Source organism: Shewanella sp. SP1S1-7 (genome assembly GCF_031932105.1).
In the GTDB taxonomy this organism is placed as follows: domain Bacteria; phylum Pseudomonadota; class Gammaproteobacteria; order Enterobacterales; family Shewanellaceae; genus Shewanella; species Shewanella baltica.
The window spans coordinates 291,750-315,784 of sequence record NZ_JAUOEU010000002.1 but is presented as its reverse complement, the minus strand read 5'-3'; the positions used below and the strand labels follow the sequence as shown (position 1 = coordinate 315,784).

Annotated in this window: 17 protein-coding genes; 9 read left to right on the top strand and 8 right to left on the bottom strand. The window is 47.4% G+C overall.

Annotated features, from left to right (window positions below; all coding sequences use genetic code 11):
- Window positions 1-290 precede the first annotated feature (290 nt).
- From Q4Q49_RS03180 to gabT, 9 genes are all read left to right on the top strand, one after another.
- On the top strand, window positions 291-1,052 hold the full coding sequence (locus Q4Q49_RS03180; RefSeq protein ID WP_006085017.1) for a gamma-glutamyl-gamma-aminobutyrate hydrolase family protein: 762 nt from the start codon (window positions 291-293) through the stop codon (window positions 1,050-1,052).
- Between the two features lie 2 nt (window positions 1,053-1,054).
- The gene (locus Q4Q49_RS03175) at window positions 1,055-2,410 is read left to right on the top strand and encodes a glutamine synthetase family protein (protein ID WP_006080696.1); all 1,356 of its coding nucleotides are present in this window, start codon (window positions 1,055-1,057) and stop codon (window positions 2,408-2,410) included.
- Window positions 2,411-3,011: 601 nt separating this feature from the next.
- Window positions 3,012-4,112: a polyamine ABC transporter substrate-binding protein gene (locus tag Q4Q49_RS03170; RefSeq protein WP_006085019.1), complete on the top strand. Its 1,101-nt coding sequence runs from the start codon at window positions 3,012-3,014 to the stop codon at window positions 4,110-4,112.
- Window positions 4,113-4,290: 178 nt separating this feature from the next.
- Entirely contained in the window at window positions 4,291-5,427 is a 1,137-nt protein-coding gene (gene potA, locus Q4Q49_RS03165; RefSeq protein WP_063884502.1) for a polyamine ABC transporter ATP-binding protein, read from the top strand.
- Window positions 5,424-6,329, top strand: coding sequence for an ABC transporter permease subunit (locus tag Q4Q49_RS03160; RefSeq protein WP_106649771.1), 906 nt, complete (start codon window positions 5,424-5,426; stop codon window positions 6,327-6,329). Before potA ends, Q4Q49_RS03160 begins: the two co-directional genes overlap by 4 nt.
- The gene (locus Q4Q49_RS03155) at window positions 6,326-7,141 is read left to right on the top strand and encodes an ABC transporter permease subunit (protein ID WP_107404033.1); all 816 of its coding nucleotides are present in this window, start codon (window positions 6,326-6,328) and stop codon (window positions 7,139-7,141) included. The genes Q4Q49_RS03160 and Q4Q49_RS03155 overlap by 4 nt, the downstream gene beginning before the upstream one ends.
- Window positions 7,142-7,426: 285 nt before the next feature.
- Complete coding sequence (locus Q4Q49_RS03150; RefSeq protein ID WP_261273644.1) at window positions 7,427-8,713, top strand: FAD-binding oxidoreductase; 1,287 nt, start codon at window positions 7,427-7,429, stop codon at window positions 8,711-8,713.
- A gap of 60 nt (window positions 8,714-8,773) precedes the next feature.
- The gene (gabD, locus tag Q4Q49_RS03145) at window positions 8,774-10,222 is read left to right on the top strand and encodes an NADP-dependent succinate-semialdehyde dehydrogenase (RefSeq protein WP_106649773.1); all 1,449 of its coding nucleotides are present in this window, start codon (window positions 8,774-8,776) and stop codon (window positions 10,220-10,222) included.
- Window positions 10,223-10,254: 32 nt separating this feature from the next.
- A complete protein-coding gene (gene gabT / locus Q4Q49_RS03140; protein ID WP_311998611.1) occupies window positions 10,255-11,532 on the top strand; it encodes a 4-aminobutyrate--2-oxoglutarate transaminase in 1,278 nt (425 codons plus the stop codon).
- Between the two features lie 156 nt (window positions 11,533-11,688).
- Here gabT and Q4Q49_RS03135 read toward each other — a convergent pair whose 3' ends face one another.
- The 8 genes from Q4Q49_RS03135 to Q4Q49_RS03100 form a co-directional block, all read right to left on the bottom strand.
- Window positions 11,689-12,696 (bottom strand): LLM class flavin-dependent oxidoreductase, encoded by a 1,008-nt coding sequence (locus Q4Q49_RS03135; RefSeq protein WP_311998610.1) that lies wholly within the window; start codon window positions 12,694-12,696, stop codon window positions 11,689-11,691.
- 530 nt (window positions 12,697-13,226) lie between these two features.
- Window positions 13,227-14,780: a peptide MFS transporter gene (locus Q4Q49_RS03130; RefSeq protein ID WP_014620635.1), complete on the bottom strand. Its 1,554-nt coding sequence runs from the start codon at window positions 14,778-14,780 to the stop codon at window positions 13,227-13,229.
- Window positions 14,781-15,021: 241 nt separating this feature from the next.
- Complete coding sequence (locus Q4Q49_RS03125; RefSeq protein ID WP_311998609.1) at window positions 15,022-15,795, bottom strand: DUF6445 family protein; 774 nt, start codon at window positions 15,793-15,795, stop codon at window positions 15,022-15,024.
- Window positions 15,796-15,804: 9 nt separating this feature from the next.
- On the bottom strand, window positions 15,805-17,316 hold the full coding sequence (locus Q4Q49_RS03120) for a tryptophan halogenase family protein (protein WP_311998608.1): 1,512 nt from the start codon (window positions 17,314-17,316) through the stop codon (window positions 15,805-15,807).
- Between the two features lie 20 nt (window positions 17,317-17,336).
- Window positions 17,337-18,356 (bottom strand): cupin-like domain-containing protein, encoded by a 1,020-nt coding sequence (locus Q4Q49_RS03115; RefSeq protein ID WP_107946786.1) that lies wholly within the window; start codon window positions 18,354-18,356, stop codon window positions 17,337-17,339.
- A 13-nt stretch (window positions 18,357-18,369) separates the two neighbouring features.
- Window positions 18,370-19,092, bottom strand: a complete 723-nt coding sequence (locus Q4Q49_RS03110; RefSeq protein WP_107946787.1) for a SapC family protein — start codon at window positions 19,090-19,092, stop codon at window positions 18,370-18,372.
- Window positions 19,093-19,150: 58 nt separating this feature from the next.
- The gene (locus Q4Q49_RS03105; RefSeq protein ID WP_311998607.1) at window positions 19,151-20,782 is read right to left on the bottom strand and encodes a tryptophan halogenase family protein; all 1,632 of its coding nucleotides are present in this window, start codon (window positions 20,780-20,782) and stop codon (window positions 19,151-19,153) included.
- 246 nt (window positions 20,783-21,028) lie between these two features.
- On the bottom strand, window positions 21,029-24,025 hold the full coding sequence (locus Q4Q49_RS03100) for a TonB-dependent receptor (protein ID WP_311998606.1): 2,997 nt from the start codon (window positions 24,023-24,025) through the stop codon (window positions 21,029-21,031).
- Window positions 24,026-24,035: the final 10 nt, after the last annotated feature.

Sequence of the window (24,035 nt, the reverse complement as noted above, 5' to 3'; positions counted from 1 at the left end):
GTAAATAATATTGGTTCAAATTTAGCGCGAATACGGTTTAATTTACGCTGCTAAAAGTGAGCTTTTTGCCCGCTGAAGCACTATTTTATTCACATGAAATAACATTAAACAACCACAATATAGGTTTAACTACATGTTATTTATGCTTATTAAACACAAGTGGATTAAATAACCTTTAACAAGTGCTTAACCTCTTGCCTAGTGTGAAATTTCGGTGTACTGTGTGAAAAAATGAACATTTAAAGACAAAGTGTTCGTTATGCTAGTAAAACGAATTCTAAAGGTGAGATATGTCAGCCGATTTGCCCCTCATAGGTGTTATTGCTTGTAATCAACAACTGGGTTCACATCCCTTTAATATTGTTGGTGAAAAATACCTTTTAGGTGTCGTGAATGGCGCGAAAGGCTGGCCGCTAGTGATCCCATCGTTAGGCGGCGATTTACCGATAGACGCGATTTTAGAACGTCTTGACGGTATTTTGTTTACTGGCTCTCCTTCTAATGTAGAACCCCATCTTTATGCAGGCCAACCGAGCGAGCTTGGTACACACCATGATCCTAAACGTGATGCGACGACTTTGCCGCTGATCCACGCTGCTATCGCTGCTGGGGTACCTGTATTAGGTATTTGTCGCGGTTTTCAAGAAATGAATGTGGCCTTTGGTGGCAGTTTGCACCAGAAGTTATATGAGGTGGGTGGCTTTATTGAACATAGAGAAGATAAAACCGCATCCTTAGATGTGCAATATGGGGCTTCTCACAGTATTACTGTTGAGCCCGGGGGGCTTATTTACGAGGCCTGGGGCCGTAACTCTGCAGAGGTCAACTCTGTGCATACTCAAGGCGTGGAGCGTCTGGGTGTTGGGTTGCGGCCAGAAGCTTATGCTCCAGATGGGTTAGTGGAGGCTTTCTCCGTAATAGGTACTAAAGAATTTGCCCTCGGTGTGCAATGGCATCCAGAGTGGAAGGTGAGCGAAAATCCGTTTTACCTCTCCCTTTTCAATGCCTTCGGTGATGCATGCCGGCGCAGGGCTACAACTCGAGTGAAATAATAATGAATAAGCTAATCGCTTTTTTAAAAGAACGAAAAATCACAGAAGTCGAATGTGTTATCAGTGACATGACTGGCATCGCCCGCGGCAAGATTGCACCAGTCGATAAGTTTCTCGATGAAAAAGGTATGCGTTTGCCCGAAAGCGTGCTGTTACAAACCGTCACCGGCGATTTTGTGAATGAAGATGTTTACTACAGCTTGCTCGATGCTGCCGACATCGATTTTGTCTGTGTACCCGATGAAAACGCTGTCTTTATGTTGCCTTGGACCATCGAAGCCACGGCGCAGGTGATCCACGATTGCTACGACAGAATGGGTAATCCGATTGAGCTGTCACCACGTAACGTATTGAAAAAAGTCTTGTCTCTCTATGACGAACAGGGCTGGGAACCGGTTATCGCTCCTGAAATGGAGTTCTATTTGACCCGTCGTAGTGACGACCACGATTTACCCCTAAAGCCACCTATTGGCCGTTCAGGTCGCCCCGAAGCGGGTCGCCAGTCTTTCTCTATCGATGCTGCCAACGAATACGATCCTATGTTTGAAGACATGTACGATTGGTGTGAGCTTCAAGGTCTAGATATCGATACTTTAATCCATGAAGATGGCCCTGCGCAGATGGAGATTAACTTCAGCCACGGCAATCCATTGTCCCTTGCTGATCAAGTGTTTATCTTTAAACGCACCTTGCGCGAAGCGGCACTGAAGCACGATGTTTGCGCTACTTTTATGGCTAAACCTGTGACTGACGAACCTGGTAGTGCAATGCACATTCATCAGAGTGTGATCAATAAAGAGACGGGCAAAAATATTTTCACCAATGAAGATGGCACTAAGAGCCAGTTATTCTTGGGATATATTGCCGGTCTGCAAAAATTCATCCCTGAGTTGCTGCCGCTGATGGCGCCCAATGCAAACTCTTTCCGTCGTTTCCTACCCGGTACTTCGGCGCCAGTGAACTTAGAGTGGGGCGATGAAAACCGCACCTGTGGATTACGTATTCCCGAGTCTTCACCACAAAACCGTCGTATCGAAAACCGTATTCCCGGCGCCGATGCTAACTGTTATTTGGCAATTGCCGCGAGCTTATTGTGTGGTTATATCGGCATGGTTGAGCAGCTAAAACCTTCGACGCCAGTGCAGGGTAAAGCCAACGAAAGCCGCAGTAACAACACCCATTGTTTGCCTTTAACCTTAGAAGAAGCGTTAGCGGCGATGGAAGAAAGTGATGCCTGTAAGCAGTATTTAGGTGAAGCCTTCACCACAGGTTTTGTGGCGGTGAAACAGGCCGAACTTGAAAACTTCCGCCGTGTGGTCAGCTCATGGGAACGTGAATTCCTATTGCTCACTGTGTAATGTTTTTGGATTGAGCGTACTGACAGTGTTGCCGAGTTAACCCAAGGAAAACTGAAGTTAATGTCGGTAATCACAAGACTGAGCTTTGCACTGTTTTAGTGAGATTGCACCCAACCGGTGCAACTCATTTGTTAAATAATCTGATGGTTTTTAATAGCTTGTTGATTAAAGTGATTATTCAATTCAGATGCGTGTCCGCTAGAGAAGTGAAATATGCCTAACTTTTTTAAGTCGCTCGTTTGATAGAGTCGCTAACTAATTGTTAGTCATATTTAAAATGTGTTTTATCTTAGTGGTTTTTGCGATTGCTTAGGGACTTGAGGCATTTGCCTTAATGTTGCAATATGTACAAGCAGTGTCATATCTAGTCTATTTTTTTGAGTGTTAATGCAATACCGATGCCTCGAAAATTTGGCACGAAACCTGATACTTAACAAATTGCAGCAAGATATAAAGGTGGCATGGAACTCATGCCGTAGAGACTGCCGATGCGGTTTGTAAGGTGTAGCATTGGTCGAAAATAACAACAATATCCGGATAGCCCGGTGACACAATGTCAGAATTTGCTTAAGCAATTCTGCTACCCGAGAAAGGAGAAAGCATGAAGCTATTTAATAAGATGACCACTCTAGCTCTGGTCACTGCGAGCGTATTAGCGAGCGCAGCGGCCCAAGCGGAAGAAGTGGTTCGCGTGTATAACTGGTCAGATTATATCGCGGAAGATACCTTAGAAAACTTCAAGAAAGAAACGGGCATTCGGGTTATTTACGATGTGTTCGATAGTAACGAAGTGCTTGAGGCTAAATTACTGTCTGGTCGTAGTGGCTACGATATCGTTGTCCCTTCTAACCATTTTCTCGCTAAGCAAATCAAAGCGGGTGCTTTCAAACCTTTAGACCGCGCTAAGCTACCTAACTTCAAAAATTTAAATCCCGCCCTGATGAAGCTACTTGAGAAAGCCGATCCGGGTAACCAGTATGCCGTGCCTTATTTATGGGGAACCAATGGTATTGGTTACAACATAGATAAAGTGAAAGCGGCTGTGGGTGAAGATGCGCCATTTAACTCAATGGAACTGATCTTCAATCCTAAATATGCTGAAAAAATCTCTAAGTGTGGCTTTGCTATGCTGGACTCTGCCGACGATATGGTGCCTCAAGCACTGATTTATTTAGGTTTAGATCCTAACAGTTCCAACCCAAGCGATTATGAAAAAGCCGGTGAGTTACTGGAAAAAATCCGTCCTTACGTGACCTATTTCCACTCATCCCGCTACATTTCTGACTTAGCAAACGGTGATATTTGTGTGGCCTTTGGTTTCTCTGGTGACGTATTCCAAGCTAAAGCACGTGCTGAAGAAGCGGGTAATGGCAATAAGATTGGTTACTCGATTCCAAAAGAAGGCGCTAACCTGTGGTTTGATATGTTAGCTATCCCAGCGGATTCAACTAACGCAGATAATGCACTGACGCTGATTAACTATTTCCTCCGTCCAGAAGTCATAGCGCCTATCTCTAACTATGTGGCCTATGCTAACCCGAACGATCCTGCTCAACCTCTGGTTGATGAGGCTATCCGCACCGATCCCGCGATTTATCCACCACAAGAAGTGTTAGATAAACTTTATATTGGTGAAATCCGACCTTTGAAAATCCAACGCGTATTAACCCGTGTTTGGACCAAAGTGAAGTCAGGACAATAGTCGATAAGGGGCAAGCCTAGCTTGCCCCTAGCTTGGCAGACTTGCTATGTCCAATCCTATGCATAGTTCATCCACGTATAGGATTTGACACAGTTTGGTTAACCTCTTTTCATTCATTAATCGTGTTGAACCCAGAGTTTGAGCGTGTTGACGCATCATTTTTGGGTGGAGAAGTACTATGGCAATCACCTCGGGCGTCACCAATAAACCGACAACAAAGACGCAAGAAAAAGTACTGCTCAAGATTGAGCGGGTAAGCAAGTTATTCGATGACGTGCGGGCTGTCGACGACGTGTCATTAACCATCAATAAAGGCGAAATCTTTGCTTTACTAGGCGGCTCTGGCTCGGGTAAGTCGACGTTATTGCGTATGTTAGCAGGGTTTGAAAAACCCACCTCTGGCCGTATTTTCCTCGATGGCGAAGACATTACCGATTTACCGCCATACGAACGTCCGATCAATATGATGTTCCAATCCTACGCTCTGTTTCCCCACATGACAGTGGCGCAAAACATTGCCTTTGGTTTGAAACAAGACAAGTTACCTAAGGCCGAAATTGAGCAGCGCGTACAAGATATGCTCAAGCTAGTACACATGGAGCAATACGGTAAACGTAAGCCGCATCAGTTATCCGGTGGTCAACGTCAGCGTGTAGCCTTGGCTCGTTCACTGGCAAAAAGGCCGAAATTATTACTGCTCGATGAGCCTATGGGCGCATTGGACAAAAAACTGCGTACTCAGATGCAACTCGAAGTGGTTGAAATTCTTGAGCGTGTTGGTGTGACCTGCGTGATGGTGACCCACGATCAAGAAGAAGCCATGACAATGGCGGGACGCATTTCCATTATGAGCGACGGTTGGATTGCCCAAACTGGCTCGCCAATGGATATTTACGAAAGCCCGAACAGCCGCATGATTGCCGAGTTTATCGGCACTGTTAACTTGTTTGGTGGCGCGATTGAAGTGGATGAAGTCGACCATTTGATCATTAAGCCTAATGAGTTGGCTCAATCTTTCTATGTCGGTTACGGTGTGTCGACCAACGTCGAAGACAAAAATGTGTGGCTCGCTGTGCGTCCCGAAAAGACCATTATTAGCCGTGAACAGCCTGAAGGTCAGTACAACTGGGCGAAAGGAATCGTACACGATATCGCGTATTTAGGCGGTATTTCAGTGTATTACATTCGTTTAGAGAATGGTCAAATCGTCCAGTGCAGTATGACTAACCGTGAACGCCGCGCCGATCATGCCACATGGGATGACGAAGTATTTATCAGTTGGGAGGACACCAGTGGCGTGGTGTTGAGATCATGAAGATACCGACTAAATTAAAGTTTCTCAAAGGCCGTTTTTGGACCATAGGCATACCTTACACTTGGCTGCTGCTGTTCTTCGCCTTGCCCTTTGCGATTGTCCTTAAACTGAGTTTTTCGACGGCGGCGATTGCAATTCCGCCCTATGAGGCTACGTTCCAATATAGCGACGATGTGTTAAATATCTTCCTGCATTTGGGTAATTACTTGATGTTGCTTGATGATTCGCTGTATTACACGGCGTATCTCAGCTCATTGAAAATGGCCTTAATTTCGACCATCGGCTGTTTGATTATTGGCTATCCAATGGCTTATGCGATTGCCCGTGCGCCAGCGCGGTTGCAAACCGTATTGCTGCTATTAGTCATGTTGCCTTCTTGGACCTCATTTTTAATCCGGGTTTATGCGTGGATGGGGATTTTAAGTAACACTGGGATCATCAACCATTCACTCATGTGGTTGGGAATCATCTCTGAGCCGTTACAAATCCTCAATACCAATATTGCCGTGTATATCGGCATTATCTATGCGTATTTACCTTTTATGATTTTGCCTTTGTACGCCACCTTAGTGAAACTTGATATGAGTTTGATTGAAGCTGCGTCTGACTTAGGTTCAAGCCGTTTAAATACCTTCTGGAAAATCACTTTCCCGCTGTCAAAAAGCGGTGTGATTGCTGGCTCTATGTTGGTGTTTATTCCTGCAGTGGGTGAGTTTGTGATCCCTGAACTACTCGGTGGTCCAGATTCATTAATGATAGGTCGAGTCTTATGGCAAGAATTCTTCAATAACCGCGACTGGCCTGTGGCTTCGTCACTGGCGATTGTGATGCTGGGCTTATTGATTATTCCTATTACCTTATTCCATCGCTATCAGGCGCGTAGTTTGGAGAAAGACCTATGAAAAAGTTAAGTTTTTCTTCAGCGATGTTGTGGTTTGGCTTGTTCTTCCTGTATGCACCTATGTTAGTGCTGGTGATTTACTCCTTTAACGACTCTAAATTAGTGACGGTATGGGGCGGATTTTCACCTAAATGGTACGGTGAGTTATTTGCCGATCAACAGATTTTAGATGCGGTATGGACCAGTCTACGGATTGCGTTTTATAGCTCAACCATGGCGGTCATTATTGGCACTATGGCAGCCTTTGTGATGACACGTTTTAAGCGTTCATGGGCGAAGCTGACATTATCGAACATGATCACTGCACCACTGGTTATGCCTGAGGTGATCACAGGTCTGTCTTTGCTACTGCTGTTTGTGCACATGGCCGACTTGTTTGGTTGGCCTAAAGAGCGCGGCATGTTGACCGTGTGGATTGCGCATTCGACCTTCTGCGCCGCCTATGTGGCTGTGGTTGTGTCGTCAAGATTGCGCGAGCTGGACATGTCTATCGAAGAAGCGGCAATGGACTTAGGGGCTACACCGCTGAAGACTTTCTTCCTCATCACAGTGCCTATGATTTCGCCGGCGCTGGTGGCGGGTTGGTTGTTGTCATTCAGCTTGTCATTAGACGATTTAGTGATCGCAAGCTTTGCCTCTGGCCCAGGTGCGACGACGTTACCTATGGTGGTGTTCTCCTCGGTACGTTTAGGGGTTTCGCCTAAGATCAACGCCTTAGCGACGCTGATCATTCTGTGTGTTTCGTTAATCGCCTTCTTGTCTTGGTATATGGCAAGGCGGGCAGAGAAACGCGACCGCACACCGATGAACTAGTTAGCTTAATATAAGGTGGCTTTGGTATCGCCAAAGCCACCCTTGTTAATTGTCACCGCTTCCATCATCCGCTTTGCTTTGCAGGCCAGTTCTGCGACTCGACACCATTAATATGACATCGCTTAGCTTAAGTAGCATGACATCATTGAGCTTAAGATTATCGCGTGTTTGAAATATCAAACAAAATGTAAATTATTGCACTTTTTTGGCTAGTGTTTCGTTTTCTGAAGGTGTAGGATGTGATGGCTGTTTAAAATAATGAACATTAGAATTCAAGGGAACAACATGTCTGCCATAGCTCACGCTGGATCATATTATGCGGCATCGGCCAACGATAAGGTTGAACGTCCGCGCCTAGAGGAATCGATTGAAGCCGATGTTTGTGTGATTGGCGCGGGTTATACGGGCCTTTCTGCTGCGCTGCATTTATTAGAATCTGGCTTTAGTGTGGTGGTGTTAGAAGCCGCTCGCATTGGCTGGGGCGCCTCAGGCCGTAATGGCGGACAAATCGTCAATAGTTTTAGCCGTGACATTGATACTATTGAAAAAACAGTCGGCAAAGAACAAGGTAAACTCTTTGGCCAAATGGCTTTTGAGGGCGGAAAAATCATCCGCGATCGGATTGCTAAGTACAACATTCAATGCGATCTCAAAGATGGCGGCGTGTTTGCTGCGATGAACGAAAAGCAAATGGGTCATCTGCGCCATCAAAAGCAACTGTGGGAAAGCCACGGTCATGTTAATCAGCTCGAACTCCTCGATGCCAAAGGTATTCGCGGTGTAGTAAATACTGAGCGCTATGTTGGTGGTCTGCTCGATAAAAGCGGCGGCCATATTCACCCGCTTAACTTAGCTCTTGGCGAAGCGCGCGCGGTCGAATCCCTCGGCGGCAAGATTTATGAAGACTCAGCAGTGCTGAGTGTCGATGAAGGCGATAGCCCAGTTGTGCATACGGCGCAGGGCAGTGTTAAAGCCAAGTTTGTGGTCGTGGCGGGTAATGCTTATTTAGGCAAGTTATTACCAGAACTGCAGGCGAAATCTATGCCCTGCGGCACGCAAGTGATAACCACTGAGCCCTTGAGTGACGATCTAGCGGCGAGCTTATTACCGCAGGATTACTGCGTCGAAGACTGTAACTATCTGCTCGATTATTTCCGCCTGTCTGGCGACAAGCGGATGATTTACGGCGGCGGCGTAGTGTATGGTGCCCGTGATCCGGCGGATATCAAGTCGATCATTATTCCGAACATGCTCAAAACCTTTCCGCAATTAAAAGATGTGAAGATCGATTATGCCTGGACAGGTAACTTTCTGCTGACGCTGTCGCGCCTGCCACAGGTCGGTCGTATCGGTAAGAACATCTATTATTCACAGGGTTGCAGTGGCCACGGTGTCACTTATACCCATCTGGCGGGCAAGTTACTTGCCGAAATGCTCAACGGCCAAGCCACGCGCTTCGACGCCTTTGCCGCATTGCCACATTATCCCTTCCCCGGTGGTCACGCACTTCGCGTCCCTTTTAGTGCTATCGGAGCTTGGTATTACACTTTGAGAGACAAATTAGGTATCTAGTCTGTTTCATTTATTTTCATTCGAGGCAAGTGATTGCCTCACTAATGCGAGGACGTCCTTGTGTTGCTAAAAGATCCGAGTTTGCTACGTCAACAATGTTATATCAACGGCCAGTGGTGTGATGCCGAGTCGAAAGAGACTGTCGCCATCGCCAATCCTGCTACGGGCGCTGTGATTGCAAGCGTCCCTGTAATGGGGCAAGTCGAAACCCAAGCTGCGATTAAAGCGGCGGAAGCGGCGCTGCCAGCTTGGCGAGCGCTCACAGCCAAAGAGCGCGGCGCTAAATTAAGACGCTGGTTTGAATTACTCAATGAAAACAGTGATGACCTCGCGTTATTGATGACCACAGAACAGGGCAAACCGCTGGCGGAAGCCAAGGGTGAAGTGACCTATGCGGCGTCCTTTATCGAGTGGTTTGCCGAAGAAGCGAAACGTATCTATGGCGATACCATTCCCGGGCATCAAGGGGATAAACGCTTGATGGTGATTAAGCAGCCCGTTGGCGTAACGGCGGCGATTACGCCGTGGAACTTCCCTGCGGCGATGATCACTCGCAAAGCGGCTCCGGCTCTCGCTGCGGGTTGTACTATGGTGGTTAAGCCTGCGCCGCAAACGCCGTTTACCGCATTAGCCTTGGCCGAACTTGCCGAGCGTGCGGGCATTCCGGCAGGGGTGTTTAGCGTAGTGACGGGCGATGCCGTCGCGATTGGTAATGAAATGTGCAGCAACCCGATAGTGCGTAAGTTGTCGTTCACTGGCTCGACCAATGTCGGCATTAAGCTGATGGAGCAATGTGCGCCAACTCTTAAAAAATTATCTTTAGAATTAGGCGGTAATGCGCCATTTATCGTGTTTAACGATGCCAATATCGATGCCGCTGTCGAAGGCGCCATGATCGCTAAGTACCGTAATGCCGGCCAAACCTGCGTCTGCGCTAACCGTATATATGTGCAAGATGGCGTATACGATGAATTCGCCTTAAAACTCAGCACTGCTGTGGGCAAGCTCAAAGTCGGAGAGGGCATCAAGGAGGGCGTCACAACGGGCCCGCTGATCAATGCTGCCGCGGTCGAAAAAGTGCAAAGTCACCTTGTCGATGCCATTGCCAAAGGCGCATCAGTGGTCGCTGGCGGCAAAGTCCATGACCTTGGCGGTAATTTCTTCGAGCCAACCGTGCTCACTAATGTCGATAAAAGCATGCGTGTCGCCCGTGAAGAGACCTTTGGTCCACTTGCGCCGCTGTTTAAATTCAGTGATGTCGACGATGTGATTAAACAGGCTAACGATACGGAATTTGGCCTCGCCGCCTATTTCTATGGTCGCGATATTTCACTGGTGTGGAAAGTCGCCGAAGCCTTGGAATACGGCATGGTTGGGGTCAACACTGGCTTGATTTCGACTGAAGTGGCTCCCTTTGGTGGGATGAAATCTTCAGGGCTTGGCCGCGAAGGTTCTAAGTTCGGCATCGAAGAATATTTAGAAATGAAGTACATCTGCATGTCCGTTTAATACGGTCCGATTTGGCGTGTGAGGAACACTAAATGACAACAACCAATGATTCATTGATGGCACGTCGCCAAGCCGCAGTTGCGGGTGGTGTCGGGCAAATTCACCCAATCTTTACCGCGCGCGCCGAAAACGCGACCGTGTGGGATGTTGAAGGGCGCGAATTTATCGATTTTGCGGGCGGCATTGCTGTGCTTAATACCGGTCATCTTCACCCTAAAGTGAAGGCGGCGGTTGCGGCTCAGCTGGATAATTTCTCCCACACTTGTTTTATGGTGCTTGGTTACGAGAGCTATATCCAAGTGTGTGAAAAGTTAAATCAACTGGTGCCAGGGGATTTTGCCAAGAAGACGGCATTATTCACTAGTGGTTCAGAAGCGGTTGAAAACGCAGTTAAAGTGGCGCGTGCCTATACCAAACGTGCTGGCGTGATTGCGTTTACGTCTGGCTACCATGGTCGCACTATCGCAGCCTTAGCACTGACCGGTAAAGTCGCGCCTTACAGTAAAGGTATGGGGCTGATGTCGGCAAATGTGTTCCGCGCCGAGTTCCCGTGCGAGATGCACGGCGTGTCCGATGATGATGCTATGGCTTCGATTGAACGTATCTTTAAAAATGATGCCGAGCCAAGTGATATTGCCGCCATTATTTTAGAGCCAGTGCAGGGCGAGGGTGGTTTCTACGCCGCATCACCCGCCTTTATGCAGAGGTTGCGCGCATTATGCGATCGTGAGGGCATTATGCTGATCGCCGATGAAGTGCAAACGGGCGCTGGTCGTACTGGTACTTTCTTTGCCATGGAGCAAATGGGCGTGAGTGCGGATATCACCACTTTTGCTAAATCTATCGCGGGTGGTTTCCCTCTTTCGGGCATTACTGGCCGCGCGCAAGTGATGGATGCCATTGGTCCGGGTGGTCTTGGCGGTACTTATGGAGGCAGCCCGTTAGCCTGCGCCGCAGCACTTGCTGTTATTGAAGTGTTTGAAGAAGAAAAGTTGCTAGAAAGGGCCAATGCCATTGGTGAGCGCATTAAGTCTGCATTGAATGTGATGCAAGTTGAACATGCACAAATCGCCGATGTGCGTGGTTTAGGCGCGATGATCGCCATTGAATTGATGGAAGATGGCAAACCTGCACCGCACTATTGCGCGCAAGTGTTAGCAGATGCCCGTGACCGTGGATTGATTTTATTATCCTGCGGCACTTACGGTAATGTGCTGCGTATTTTGGTGCCATTAACCGCGCCGGATGCACAAATTGATGCTGGCCTTGGTATCCTCAAAGCCAGCTTCGATGCCGTTCTGAAAAGCTAATATTGCTTTGATATAAAGCTGTTTTAGATGACAGTTTTACATAATGAAAATCCCGCTTCGGCGGGATTTTTTATGGGGCAATTGTTTTGAGGATGGTTCTATTGGCAGTTATTTTTACTGCCAATGGCTTTCAGCACCAGTCAGTTTACTGAATCGCTACTGTTTAATCTCCATTAGGATCTGCAGCGCTTTTTTGCGTTTATCAAGGTCGTACAAGTCATTGGTGAAGATAAACTCATTCACGCCAAGTTCTTTGACGATCATTTCCAAACGATGCTTAATCGTCGCTGGGCCGCCAGTGACAGATAAACCTAAGAAATTATCGACATAGGTTTCTTCCTGCGCACTCCACAAGCCATCCATAGTGTCAACCGGAGGTTTTAACCATAACTCGTGACCACGGATAAGTGCTAGCACACGCTGTTTCGAGGTCGTGCCCAGCAATTGCGCCTCTTCATCAGTGTCGGCGGCAACGAGCGGTAAACCTAACATCACATACGGCTTATCAAGCACTTGAGAAGGTTTAAAGTCGCGGCGATAGATTTCAATCGCATCGTAGAGAAAACGTGGTGCAAAGTGGCCTGCAAACACATAGGGCAAACCGCGCTGCGCCGCTAACTGTGCGCTAAAGAGACTCGAGCCCAATAACCAAATCGGCACATTGGTGCCTTCTCCAGGAATCGCTCGCACCGCATGGCGACCATTGTAAGGGCCGAGTAAGATTTGTAATTCACTGACTTCTTCAGGGAATTGTTCGGCGCGACTGGTATCGCGGTTCAGTGCTCGGCTGGTAACTTGATCGCTGCCCGGTGCGCGTCCCAGTCCTAAATCGATGCGACCAGGATAGAGACTTTCAAGGGTACCGAACTGTTCGGCAACCACTAACGGCGCATGGTTTGGCAGCATAATGCCACCCGCGCCGACGCGAATAAGCTGCGTATTGCCAGCAATATAACCAATTAATACTGAAGTCGCCGCGCTGGCGATACCGGGCATATTGTGGTGTTCGGCAAACCAAAAACGATTAAAGCCGAGGCGATCGGCTTCCTTGGCATACTGCAAACTGTTGTGCAGCGTTTCACCCACAGTCGAACCTTGGCGCATGGGCGCGAGTTCCAATAGCGAGAAGGGAATATCGGCCAATATTGATGTCGGTTGTGACATAGTGTCTCCAAGTGACTGCCGTCTTTTGCTAGCGAAAACATTCGGCGCTAACAGTGTTAGTCGCATTGCTAGTGGCATTGTTAGGCGCATAGCGAAGAACAAGCGTTAACGGCTCAGTCTTGATGAATAAAAGGTATTCAGTGATATTGATATGGGGCTGAGTGCCGCGCTTCTCAAGCTTGAACGACTGACTCTTTTCCCCTTCGTTTTTCGTTGGTTATTTCAATTTGAGTGTGCACTTGAGCTGCGCGTTTAAACTGGGTGCGTCCGGGCTCATACTTGCTTTGTAACAAATCGAGGCGGTGAAGTCATCCCAGTGTGAGGGCCGATAATGTGGAACTGAAGATCTTATTCTCAGCAACTCAGCGCTAGGCCTGTCACTGCGGGATTGGGTGACGTTTGCTACAGCTCATTTGGTTATGAGTTGCAACACAAGGGTATAACTAAGTGAAGTGATAAAAAACTGCCGATAGCAGGGCTATCGGCAGTTGATGTTATGCAATAGATAAATCGCTATTGTCAGTCGAGCATTATTGCTCGGCTTTTACATCACGTAGCGATGCCGCAGCACTTTCATTCTCAGTATTATTATGTGAATGGTGAGTCTCAGTTAGGCGACGCATTAGCGGTAATACCGCAAGGGCGATAAAGGTACAGACCACAGCCGCGATACCCAACTTATTAAATAGACTGGTGTATACGGGTAAGGTTTGCAGTGGATCGACTAAATCTTTTGGCACACTGGCGAAGTTAGCGACCACACCGCCCAGATACTGTGAAATACCAGAGGCGACGAAATAGGCGCCCATCATAAAGCCGCCCATACGCGCAGGTACGTAGCGGGCAATCATAGCAAGACCAAGACCACTCACCAGCAATTCGCCTAAAGAGTAAGAGGCATAGCCCCAGATCATGATCCATGAAGAAGTTTTACCGTTGACGGCGAATTGTCCGGCAAAGCCATAGATAAAGAAGCCGATAGCGACGACGGCAAAACCGAGGGCAAATTTCGCCGCGATAGAGAAGTCTTTATCATTACGACCCGCCCACGAATAACTCCACGCCAAGATTGGACTTAACACCATAATCCATAATGGATTCAATGCTTGGAACTGGGCCGGTGACCAAGTCCACAAATGGGTACCAAAAATTTGGAAATCCCAGTCCACGTTACGCAGGGCAAACAGCGCCAATGAAGTCGACATTTGCTGATAGAAGATAAAGAAGAACACGGTTTGAACTGTGAGGATCAGCGCCGCAATCAGTCCCGCTCGTTCACTGGTTTCGCTGGTGCGGATCAAGTGGAAGAAAATGGCCAATACGGCTACGCCAGCGGCGTAAACAAAGACACGGGCAACCGCTTCATATTCCAAAATAATGGCCGAAGCGACAACCGACAATGCGGATAGAGCTAACACAATTGCGAGGCTTTTCTTGTTCACTGGGCGAGTATCTGGCTCAGAACCGTAATGGACTAAACTCTTGCGCATAAGTGCATAGTTGCCTAACCCCACCAATATGCCGACACAACACACGGCAAAGGCGGCATGCCAGCCAAACTCGTTGCCATACTGGGCGTTGACATAATCTTTAATCCAAGGCGTCAGCAACATAGAGAAGGTCGAGCCAACGTTGACCGCCATATAATAGATGGTAAACGCACTGTCGATTTTAGAATCGTCACCTTCGTAAATTTTACGAACTAAGTTACCCGCATTGGGTTTGAACAGGCCGTTACCGACCACAATCACGCCGAGCGCTGAAAACATAAACCACGTATTTTCAGTGGGTACGGCCATCAGCGCATAACCCAGAGACAAAATCCCCGCGCCGAGCAGCATAGTGCGTTTAGTGCCGAGGATCTTATCCCCAACCCAACCACCAATCGCTGGTGATACATAAATGAGCGCCGCACAGGCACTCCATACTAAGTTTGCACGTGAGTCATCAAAGCCAAGGCGCTGCACCATAAAGTACACAATCAGCGCTTGCATACCGTAATAACCAAAGCGTTCCCATAATTCGATAAGAGACACAGTCATAAATGAATGTGTTTTACTTACCGGAGCAGTCCCAATAGTCATATCGCTTGCTTCCAACATTGTTGTTTTAATATTTGAGCTCAAAAGTATAAGGCGATAACCCAAGCAAACCAATGGCAGAGACTGGCAAAACAGACTTTGTTACAAATGAATTGATGAATTTTAATGTATGTTTAAGGCGTCGGGCGGTGTTAACAACGATTTTTGGGACGTCAATAAACCCAGCTAAACCTAAAGTCGTCAGCATCAGTAACAGTGAGATAACACTTTATGTATCGCTGAGTTAGCGGACTGAGGGTTTAAACTCGATAAAAATATTGCTCGTTAGCCGGCCTGTTCTTGGGTTGGCATCAATATCGGTTTGTGGGTTCACTAAGGTGGAATGCAGCAAATTACCGGGATAAATCACTAAACGATTCGGGCGATACTCGACTTGATGATAAATCTCATAATGACTGTCGCTTTCAACACAATAGCCCGACGGATGGCGAGTAATCTCATCGACCAGAGGCTGAGCCGACTTAAAGTAGTCTGGCATACGCTCTTCATTTATCCGCTCAAAGCCCGTCGGAATATGGCGGAAAAACGCCGTATTGCCATGGGGACCGTCGTTTAAATAGTGCAACAGCGCGAAATAGTGCGGTGAGGGAGTATCAAAATGCGGCAGGCATTGCAGCGGTTTAAGCTCACTCGCGGGGGTGCTGATCAGCGAGAAATACAATGCCTGTAATTTGATGCTTAAACTCGAAGGGAGTTGGTACACATCATAAATCAGTTGGTACACAAGATTGAGTACATCGGTGACATAGGCCTGTGGCAAGGGAGCACGCACGCCGGGGTAAAAAGACCCGTTATCGGCAGAAAAGTGCGCTTGGTTGTAGGCACACTGGCGTATTGGGAGCAGAACCGCCGCAACATCATCGATAATAATCAAGGGCGTCTTTTCATTGCCAAGATAGACTAGCTGAGGCGTGAGCTTGACTGGCTGTTGCATAGTTGCCTGCTGCTTAGTTGCCTGTAGCTTAGCCGTATTCGTGTTGCGATCTAAGGTTTGCATCCCTGTACCTCACATTGCCATAGGTTTAGTGTTGGCTAGAACCTCAGCTGGGCAATAGTGCTGAATAAAATCGATGTGGGCAGGTAGGCTCTCTACCTTACGCTTAACGGTCGATTTAATGTTGTTTAAGAAGGCTTCGAGTTCAGGCTCTTCCATCACATCGACTATCGGGTGATAGTGTTTTGGCATTATGCCTTGGCCCATCATCACTTGGATCCATGAGCTTTCGCCAAAGAGTTCACTACCGTATTTATAGACTTTGCCGCTGTCGGCAAACATTTCGATTCGATGTTTGAGCGACGCTGGAATCTCCATATTTTTGCAATAACGCCAGAAACGGCTGTCTTCGCGTTCCGTGGCCTTGTAATGCAAGATAATAAAGTCGCGTATATTGTCCATTTCGAGTTTAGTTTGTTGATTAAACTCATCAATATCGGATTGCACTATGCCCGCCGACGGGAATAGTTGCATCAATCTGATAATACTACGTTGGATTAAATGAATGCTGGTGGATTCGAGTGGCTCTAAAAAGCCGCCGGACAGCCCGACGGCAACACAGTTTTTATGCCAATGCAGGCGACGGGTGCCGGTTTTAAACTTAATGACCCTAGGCTTATTCAGCGGTTCCCCTTCAAGATTAGCGAGGAGCAATTCAGTGGCATCCTCATCGGAGATAAATTTGCTGCAAAAGACCAGGCCATTGCCCGTGCGATTTTGCAGTGGAATACGCCACTGCCAACCCGAATCGCGGGCAATCGAGCGAGTATAGGGAATAGGGGCACCCACTGACTGCGTTTGCACCGCAATCGCACTGTCGCAGGGGAGATAATGGCTCCAATCTTCAAAGCCAGTATTAAGCGTTTGCTCAATCAGCAGTGCGCGAAAGCCTGTGCAATCGATAAACAAATCCCCTTCGATTGTTACGTCATTCTCTAAGACGAGCGCTTTGATATTGCCGCTATCATGATGCTGTAATACCTGTTTTATTTTTCCTTCAATACGGTGAATGCCGTGTTGTTCGGCCATTTTTCGAAGGTACTTGGCATAGAGGCTGGCGTCCATGTGGTAAGCATGGTTGTAATCTTGGTTTGGCAATACGGCAAAGCGTCCTTGGCGGGCGGCGAGATGTTCGGCGCAGTAGTCACCAATTTCACTCACTATGCCAAGCAGCTTACCTTTCAACCAAAAGTGTTGAAAACCACAGGCCCAGCAATCTTTACCTAAAAAACCAAAGGAATGCAGGTAGTTTTTATTGATATTCTGCCAATTTTCAAAGGAGATCCCGAGTTTAAAAGTCGCATTTGTCGCAGCCATGACCTCTTGTTCTTTGAGGCCGAGTAATCGATGGAAAATGTGTAATGTGGGGATCGTCGCTTCGCCCACGCCGACCGTACCAATTTCATCGGATTCGACCAGCACAATTTCTAAGTGTTTGCCCATCAACTTAGTGAGCGCCGCAGCAGCCATCCATCCGGCTGTTCCGCCACCCGCAATCACGACTCTTTTTATGGCTGTTGTCATCGTTTATATCCTTAACTGGGCTAACGTTTGAGCTTATTGGTTAAATCTGCCCGCAATTTTCGGGCGTTGATTTCATCGAGTGGGGTGGTCAGCATGCCTTGGGCTGCACTAGGAATATGCTCTAGATCGCCATCTTCATGGTCAAAAATATAGTGATCGAACAGGGCTTTCCACGCCTGACGCTGCGCCTTGGGTAAGGAGCGTAAACTTAACATCGCATGCAGTAACGCATTATTGGGGCGACCAAGATAACTGGGCGTATCTCGCCACCAATGGGTAATGAGAACATTAAAGTCATCCATTCCGCGCACATGGTGCCACCACATACTGGGGATGAATAACACATCACCGGGTTCCAGTGCGGCGACCTGCGCGGCTTCCATCGCCTTGGCAAATTTAGGAAAGCGGTCAAAATCGGGATTATCCATATCGACTAAGCTAATGTCTTGGCCGCCCGGGGCAAACTCCATTGGGCCAATATACAGATTGCTGATTTGCTCCGGCGGAAACAGGGTAAAAGTGCGTCTACCGACGACATTGCAGGCTAAGTTGTGGGGAAAGTCGAAATGCGCAGCGATACGAGTTTGATTGCCAAGCCAGATATTGGTGAGCGGTGACAAAGGCGCAAGATTAAAACTATTATCGGCGCCAAGTCCAGGTAAGCACTGATTAATATTGGTTGAGCCCATATAAATACTGGCGGCTTGCGGCGCAGTGAGCTGCGTGAAGATTTGCCGCAAATCTAACTTACCCGCCTGATAATTAAACCCATCTAAAGTGTCGTTATAAAATACGCGGCCTTGATGTTCAGGCGCTAGATAATAGGCGGTGACGGGCATGCCTTGGTAAAACTGGGCCAGATACTTCATCGCGCTATCGCTGGACTCAAGCCCTGCTTTCACTAAAGGCCAGTTTACGCAAAGTCCTTTAAATACCAAAGGCTGCTCAGCATCTTTAATCAGCGCGAGCATCTGCTCGGTTGAGCCGTTTTCAAGGTGTTTGACGACATTAGTTTTAGGTTTAATCACATCAAGACTCATGGCTGCGACCTAGTTAACCTTGCGCATTTTTAAGGTTAAGCAAGTCACGTACTCTTGCCTGTGAGGCCAAGGTCATGTAAATCGCCTCTAGATAACTTTTAGCATGTAATTGAGCGAGCACTTCTGCCGAGAGGGCCGCTAGTGTTTCTTCATTAATAGTATAGAAACCCATCATTTGATGTTGGTGGCCATTGTCGAGCTTGATATCTAAGGTAAAGGATTCCAGCAACTTATGTTCGATAAGCAAATCGATAAAGTGCTTACTGTCGATAAGCCCGTGGTGGATACCTTCTAACATATCCCCAATGTCATCCAGATATTGCGTATTGCCGCCATAGGGATGGAACAGGGCTTCGCCTTCGGTTGTGCTGACTCTTGGGCTCGCCATATCGATATGTATGACCCTTTGTTTGCGCTCGATACCGTCTTCGCGCACGCTTTGCTGACCAATAAGAAACGGCTGACGACGTAGGGTGAGAGGGATATAAGAAGCCTGCCAAGTGCCATTATTTAAAAACAGATTCTCATTATTTTGAAAACCATAAAGCGCCACCGCAAAGAACTGGCCTGTGGACTGATCCTTTTGGAAAAAAATCGGATAATGCGCCTGTATGCTGCGAAACTCCGCCGGAAAAGTGACACTGAACCAGACATTATCGCCGTACTTAGCACTACGCTCAGTGATAATTTTGATATCTTTATGATCTACGCTGTTAAGTAATACGTGTTGGCTCATAGGGTTACCTTTGTCCTTTGTTAGTTCTCACTGCCGCGAGTTATTCTTGTTATTTTTGCTAAATCTTAGGGAAACCAAATTGCCTTACCTTGTTTAATAGGTCGCGATTGCTCGGAAGGCTTTGGCTCAATGCATGGACCTTTTGCTGATTCTCGCTAAAAAGTCTTTGGGCAACTTGTTGTTGCGACGGCTTGATATGGGTGGGCAGGGCAGTATTAAAGCCCATACCATAAAGCACATATTGGAAACTCGCCGCCGGAAATAAGGGTTCTTTGTAGCTAATATCGTGGCTGCTTGGCGCTTGATAACGCCATAAGTCGAGTTGCTGCTGTAATCTTTCAGGAATGGATGTAGCGGCCCTGTGATCGCGCCAGTAGCCATCCACTTCGCGTCGACTCACGACATAATGCAGTTTCAAAAAGTCGATGATTTGCTGCCAGTGGCGCTCATAGCGTTCATTCACTCGCTGGGCAATCGTGTCCATTACGCCGCGATGCGTTGGCAGTTGCGTGGCTAAGGTATTCGCCGTCCATTCCACTAAAGCCAATGCCGATGCTTCTAAAGGCTCAATAAAGCCTGCCGCCATGCCGATGGCAATACAGTTATTTTGCCAGCATTTTGCATGGTAGCCGGGGTTGATATTCAACTTTCGATATTCTTGTTTACGACTATCAAGCGCGTTGCTGGATGCCGATTGAGGATTAGTTGATGTGTCAATGGCTAAATAGGCTCTTAAGGTTTGTTCTGCCTCGTCATCGCTACAATGGGCTGATGAATAGACATAACCCACGCCTTTGCGAGTCGGTAAACCTATATCCCAGATCCAGCCATTGGGCTGCGCCGTTGAGAGTGTGCATGAGGCGATAGGGCTGTTTTCTTCGGCATAGGGGACTTGAATCGCTAAGGCGCTGTCGTTAAACAGCACAGCTTTTTGGCAGAGGAAGGGCACGTTAAAATGCTCGCCCAGCAGCAATGATTTCGTCCCGGAACAATCGACAAACATATCACCTAAAATCACGCCATGTTCTTTGGTCGCAAGGCTTTCAATATCGCCATTGGCATGACTGTGAACCTGAGTGACATGATCACGAATGTACTTGATCCCCAGTTTTTCGGTGCAATGCTGCATTAACAGCTGGCTAAATTTACCCGCATCTAAGTGATAGCCGTAATTGTTTTGAAAATGATATTCCGGCGTCGCAATGGTTTTAGGCGCTAGCCCTAACTGAGTCAGCGCATCTTGGTTGGATACCGCCTGAGCAAAACTGACCTTGTCACTGTGAGGCAACCAAAAGGGACACAAGTCTAACTCTTGATGGCCATGGGGCAGGCTAAAGGGATGTATATATTGGTTTGAACCTAATGGGTTAGTATGTTCAGTATCATCGTGCTGCCAGTGAATAAAGCGTGAGCCTTGCTTGAAACTCGCGTCGCATTGGCGGATAAATTCGGTTTCGCTGATGCCGATTTTATCTAAGGTGTTACGCATCGAAGGCCAAGTACCTTCGCCGACGCCGATAGTGGCCACATCGGGGGATTCTATTAATGTGATATTGAGTTTAGGCGAGTGCGCAAGCTGGCCTTTATCGACATTATGCTCGGCGGCCAAAAGGGCAGCGGTTAGCCAACCGGCTGTGCCGCCACCGACAATGACAATGTTATTAATGGCTGTGTGAGTTGCTTGCTGCATATCGAGTGCCTAATCTTTTATTGTTGTTTATAAAAGGCTTTTATTTTTTTGTTACCACTAACGCGGTTAACTATTGCGCTAGCATTGAATAGTTTTATTGCGATTTCCAGTATTTATTTTACTCATATTGACTAAAAAGAGCGGCTACGTCCGTGTAGCCTGCTGTCATCCTGATAAAAATGAGGTATCTATGGCATACCTCATACGACCTTAGGGTAAAGATCTGTTGCTCTTAAATCGGTACGACTAGAAAGTGTAACGTGCACCTATACTGTAACGCGCACCCGTCTGGGTGTAGTTAAGGACTTGTTCCGTCGCACGGCCGTGTACACGGGTGGCTTCATTGGTGATGTTTAAGCCTTCGATGAAGATGGTCAAACCTTCAACTGCTTCAACGTCGTAGCCTATGTTAAAGTCCACCTGCGAATAAGCTTCGGTGTATTTAGGGTTAGAGCCAGTATCCTGACCTGTTGAGTTTAAGAACTCATCACGCCAGTTATAGGCGATACGGGCCGAGAAACCATAGTTTTCATAGATACCGACCAAGTTTGCGGTATCGCTGATCCCTAAAATCACGTTCTGGGTCGCATCACCAGGGCGACCTAAGTTAGTGTTATCATAGCTGTCCCCCGCATCCACCATAGTGTAGTTGGCTTGGATACCAAATCCTGACTCACCAAAGAAGTGCTGGATAGAAAACTCCCAACCATCAATCACATTACTCAAATCACTGTTAGTGGGGTTAGTAATGAGGAAGTTTAACGAAGGATCACCTGGGTTACCGGTAATCTCGATATTGCCGTTATCAGGATTGATCTTCACATTTGGATCGGTTGCACCGTATTTGTCATAAATCCATTGGCGTTGTTGAATCGCAGTGGTGGCACCTGCCGCAATGGCTTCATCAACATATTTACCGTGTGCTGGATCCGGAATGTTGTAGATGTCTGAGTTTTCAGGGTTACTGCTGATAAAGTTAGTCACATCTTTACGGAAATAACCGATTGAGACGTAACTGGCATCGTTGTAATACCATTCTGTCGACAAGTCATAGTTCGTTGACTCGAGTGGTAACAGACTTGGATTACCCGCCGAGCCGCTACCACCGTTGCGATAGGCAAGCGTTCCTACTGTGGTGCCACCTTGAATCGAGGTGTAATCAGGACGACCAATCGTTTGGCTAAAGGCGGCGCGGATGAACACATCTTCCAGCATTTCAATATTAAAATTGAAGCTAGGTAGTAGGTAATCGTAATCACCCTTTTGAGTTTGATAAACGCGATTATTATCCACAGAACTCGTTAGCGCGATTTCAGATTCTGCAATCCAAGTAGCTGTATCATAGGAGGAAACAACAGAAGTCGATTCAACATCTGTTTTTTCGTAGCGTAAGCCGAAATGCACGTCATAGGGCATGTTGGCAATTTCGCTGGCGAAGTTGTATTGGATATAGGCAGATTGAGATTTTTCTTCAGTGAAACGGTCTGTGCCTTTGGAGTAATCGGTAGAAGGGCAGAAGCCATTACCACAATCACCCACTATGTTGGTTGCATAGAGTTCTGCAGCACGGGCACGAACCGCTTCAAAGTCCCACAGAAACATAGTGTTTAGTGGATCTGTCGAAGCATTACCGTTATAACCTGCGAAATTACCTTTTGAACCATCAAATTTATCGATAACTGAACTGGTCGGGAACCAAGCAGTATCTAAATCACCCGCTGCACCAACGCCACCCCAGTCGTTACGTTGAATATCAACCTGTTGGGAGTGGTTATTCACGTCTGACATCGCAATACCAAAATCGATACTGCCTGCTTCGGCTAAATCATATTTACCCGACATTTGCAGCTGTTCGATTTCGGAACGATTGACGGCATTGGTAAAGGTTGAACCAGTCACGCGCATATCTTCTGGGCGAACCGCATTTCCACCACCAACGGCGAGTACTGGGACATCACCGCTAAAATCGGTCGCTGCACTGGTACGAATAAAGGCGGCGGTACTGAGGTTGCTCGTACTGCCATTGACATTGTTAGGCGTACGTTCGGCGTAGGAGTTATGGTAATCCAAGTTTAAGGTCAGATTATCACTGGCTTCCCAAGCTAAGTTAAAACCCAGTGAACCACTTTGGTCGCGGGTACCGAAATCGCCAGCAGCCATTGAAAGGTCGGCGGGTGCATCGTAGGTTTCGGAATAAACGAGTGGTGATGAAACTGGGCCATCACTCCAAATATTTTCTTGGGACGGCACAAAGTTAAACCATGCCGAGACGTCGTGCGTTTGAGTATCGATGTCGTTACGCATGTAAGTGTAATCAAGCGTTGCGCGCAGCGAATCAATTGGCTCGTATTGCAGCACTAATTGACCGTTGGTGCGTTTGCGTTGTTGTTCTTCAAAACGGTAAATCGTGGTTTGTGGCACGCTATACACGTCATCATCGCCAGGGCGATTGACTTGATTGTCGTTTTTAGGAACGCCGCCCCATTCTGCGTTGGGCCCGCTGTAATCTTGGTCAACGATACCTGGGAAGCTGCGCCAACCGGTACCGACTTGGGCTTGTTGATTACCACTTTCCCTTTCTTGATAGCTACCTGAAATAGAAATCCCAAATTTATCATCGGCAAAGGTGTTTGAGTACAAGCCAGAAAGCTCTGGTGTGGTAGAGCCTTTATCCGTGGATGAGTCATCAACGGCCTTTGCACCGAAAGTCGCCTTCATGCCTGGTGAGCTTAGCGGTCTATGGGTGAGCACATTGATCGTTGCGCCAATACCGCCCGTTGGATTTTCCGCCTTAGCGGTTTTCTCCACTTCAACCGCACTAATGGCTTCTGACGCTATGTTGGCAAAGTCGAATGAACGAGAGCCAGTGGTGACTGGCATTTGACGTCCGTTTAACAGTACTAAGTTTTGATCGGCACCAAAACCACGGACCGACACTCGGCTACCTTCACCGTTTTGACGGTCGATAGATACGCCAGAAATACGTTGTAGCGATTCAGCTAAGTTACTGTCGGGGAATTTACCGATATCTTCGGCGTTAATGGCATCAACAATGCCTTCTGAGCCGCGTTTTACGTCCATCGAACGGACTAAACTACCGCGGATCCCTGTTACTTGAATAACTTCAATATTTTCTTCTTTTTTGTCAGTATCGGCGGCATAGGCGGGCATGATAGCGCCCACGCCTAAGACTAGCGAAAGGCTAGTGGCCAATCTGGTTTTTTTAAATGTTCTAAGTTCCATCTACATCTCC

Coding starts and splice junctions, on each gene's coding strand:
- gabT (WP_311998611.1), top strand. CDS start 10,255: ATGACAACAACCAATGATTCATTGATGGCACGTCGCCAAGCCGCAGTT.
- Q4Q49_RS03175 (WP_006080696.1), top strand. CDS start 1,055: ATGAATAAGCTAATCGCTTTTTTAAAAGAACGAAAAATCACAGAAGTC.
- Q4Q49_RS03160 (WP_106649771.1), top strand. CDS start 5,424: ATGAAGATACCGACTAAATTAAAGTTTCTCAAAGGCCGTTTTTGGACC.
- potA (WP_063884502.1), top strand. CDS start 4,291: ATGGCAATCACCTCGGGCGTCACCAATAAACCGACAACAAAGACGCAA.
- Q4Q49_RS03170 (WP_006085019.1), top strand. CDS start 3,012: ATGAAGCTATTTAATAAGATGACCACTCTAGCTCTGGTCACTGCGAGC.
- Q4Q49_RS03155 (WP_107404033.1), top strand. CDS start 6,326: ATGAAAAAGTTAAGTTTTTCTTCAGCGATGTTGTGGTTTGGCTTGTTC.
- Q4Q49_RS03125 (WP_311998609.1), bottom strand. CDS start 15,795: ATGCAAACCTTAGATCGCAACACGAATACGGCTAAGCTACAGGCAACT.
- Q4Q49_RS03120 (WP_311998608.1), bottom strand. CDS start 17,316: ATGACAACAGCCATAAAAAGAGTCGTGATTGCGGGTGGCGGAACAGCC.
- Q4Q49_RS03135 (WP_311998610.1), bottom strand. CDS start 12,696: ATGTCACAACCGACATCAATATTGGCCGATATTCCCTTCTCGCTATTG.
- Q4Q49_RS03115 (WP_107946786.1), bottom strand. CDS start 18,356: ATGAGTCTTGATGTGATTAAACCTAAAACTAATGTCGTCAAACACCTT.
- Q4Q49_RS03110 (WP_107946787.1), bottom strand. CDS start 19,092: ATGAGCCAACACGTATTACTTAACAGCGTAGATCATAAAGATATCAAA.
- Q4Q49_RS03180 (WP_006085017.1), top strand. CDS start 291: ATGTCAGCCGATTTGCCCCTCATAGGTGTTATTGCTTGTAATCAACAA.
- Q4Q49_RS03100 (WP_311998606.1), bottom strand. CDS start 24,025: ATGGAACTTAGAACATTTAAAAAAACCAGATTGGCCACTAGCCTTTCG.
- Q4Q49_RS03130 (WP_014620635.1), bottom strand. CDS start 14,780: ATGACTATTGGGACTGCTCCGGTAAGTAAAACACATTCATTTATGACT.
- Q4Q49_RS03150 (WP_261273644.1), top strand. CDS start 7,427: ATGTCTGCCATAGCTCACGCTGGATCATATTATGCGGCATCGGCCAAC.
- Q4Q49_RS03105 (WP_311998607.1), bottom strand. CDS start 20,782: ATGCAGCAAGCAACTCACACAGCCATTAATAACATTGTCATTGTCGGT.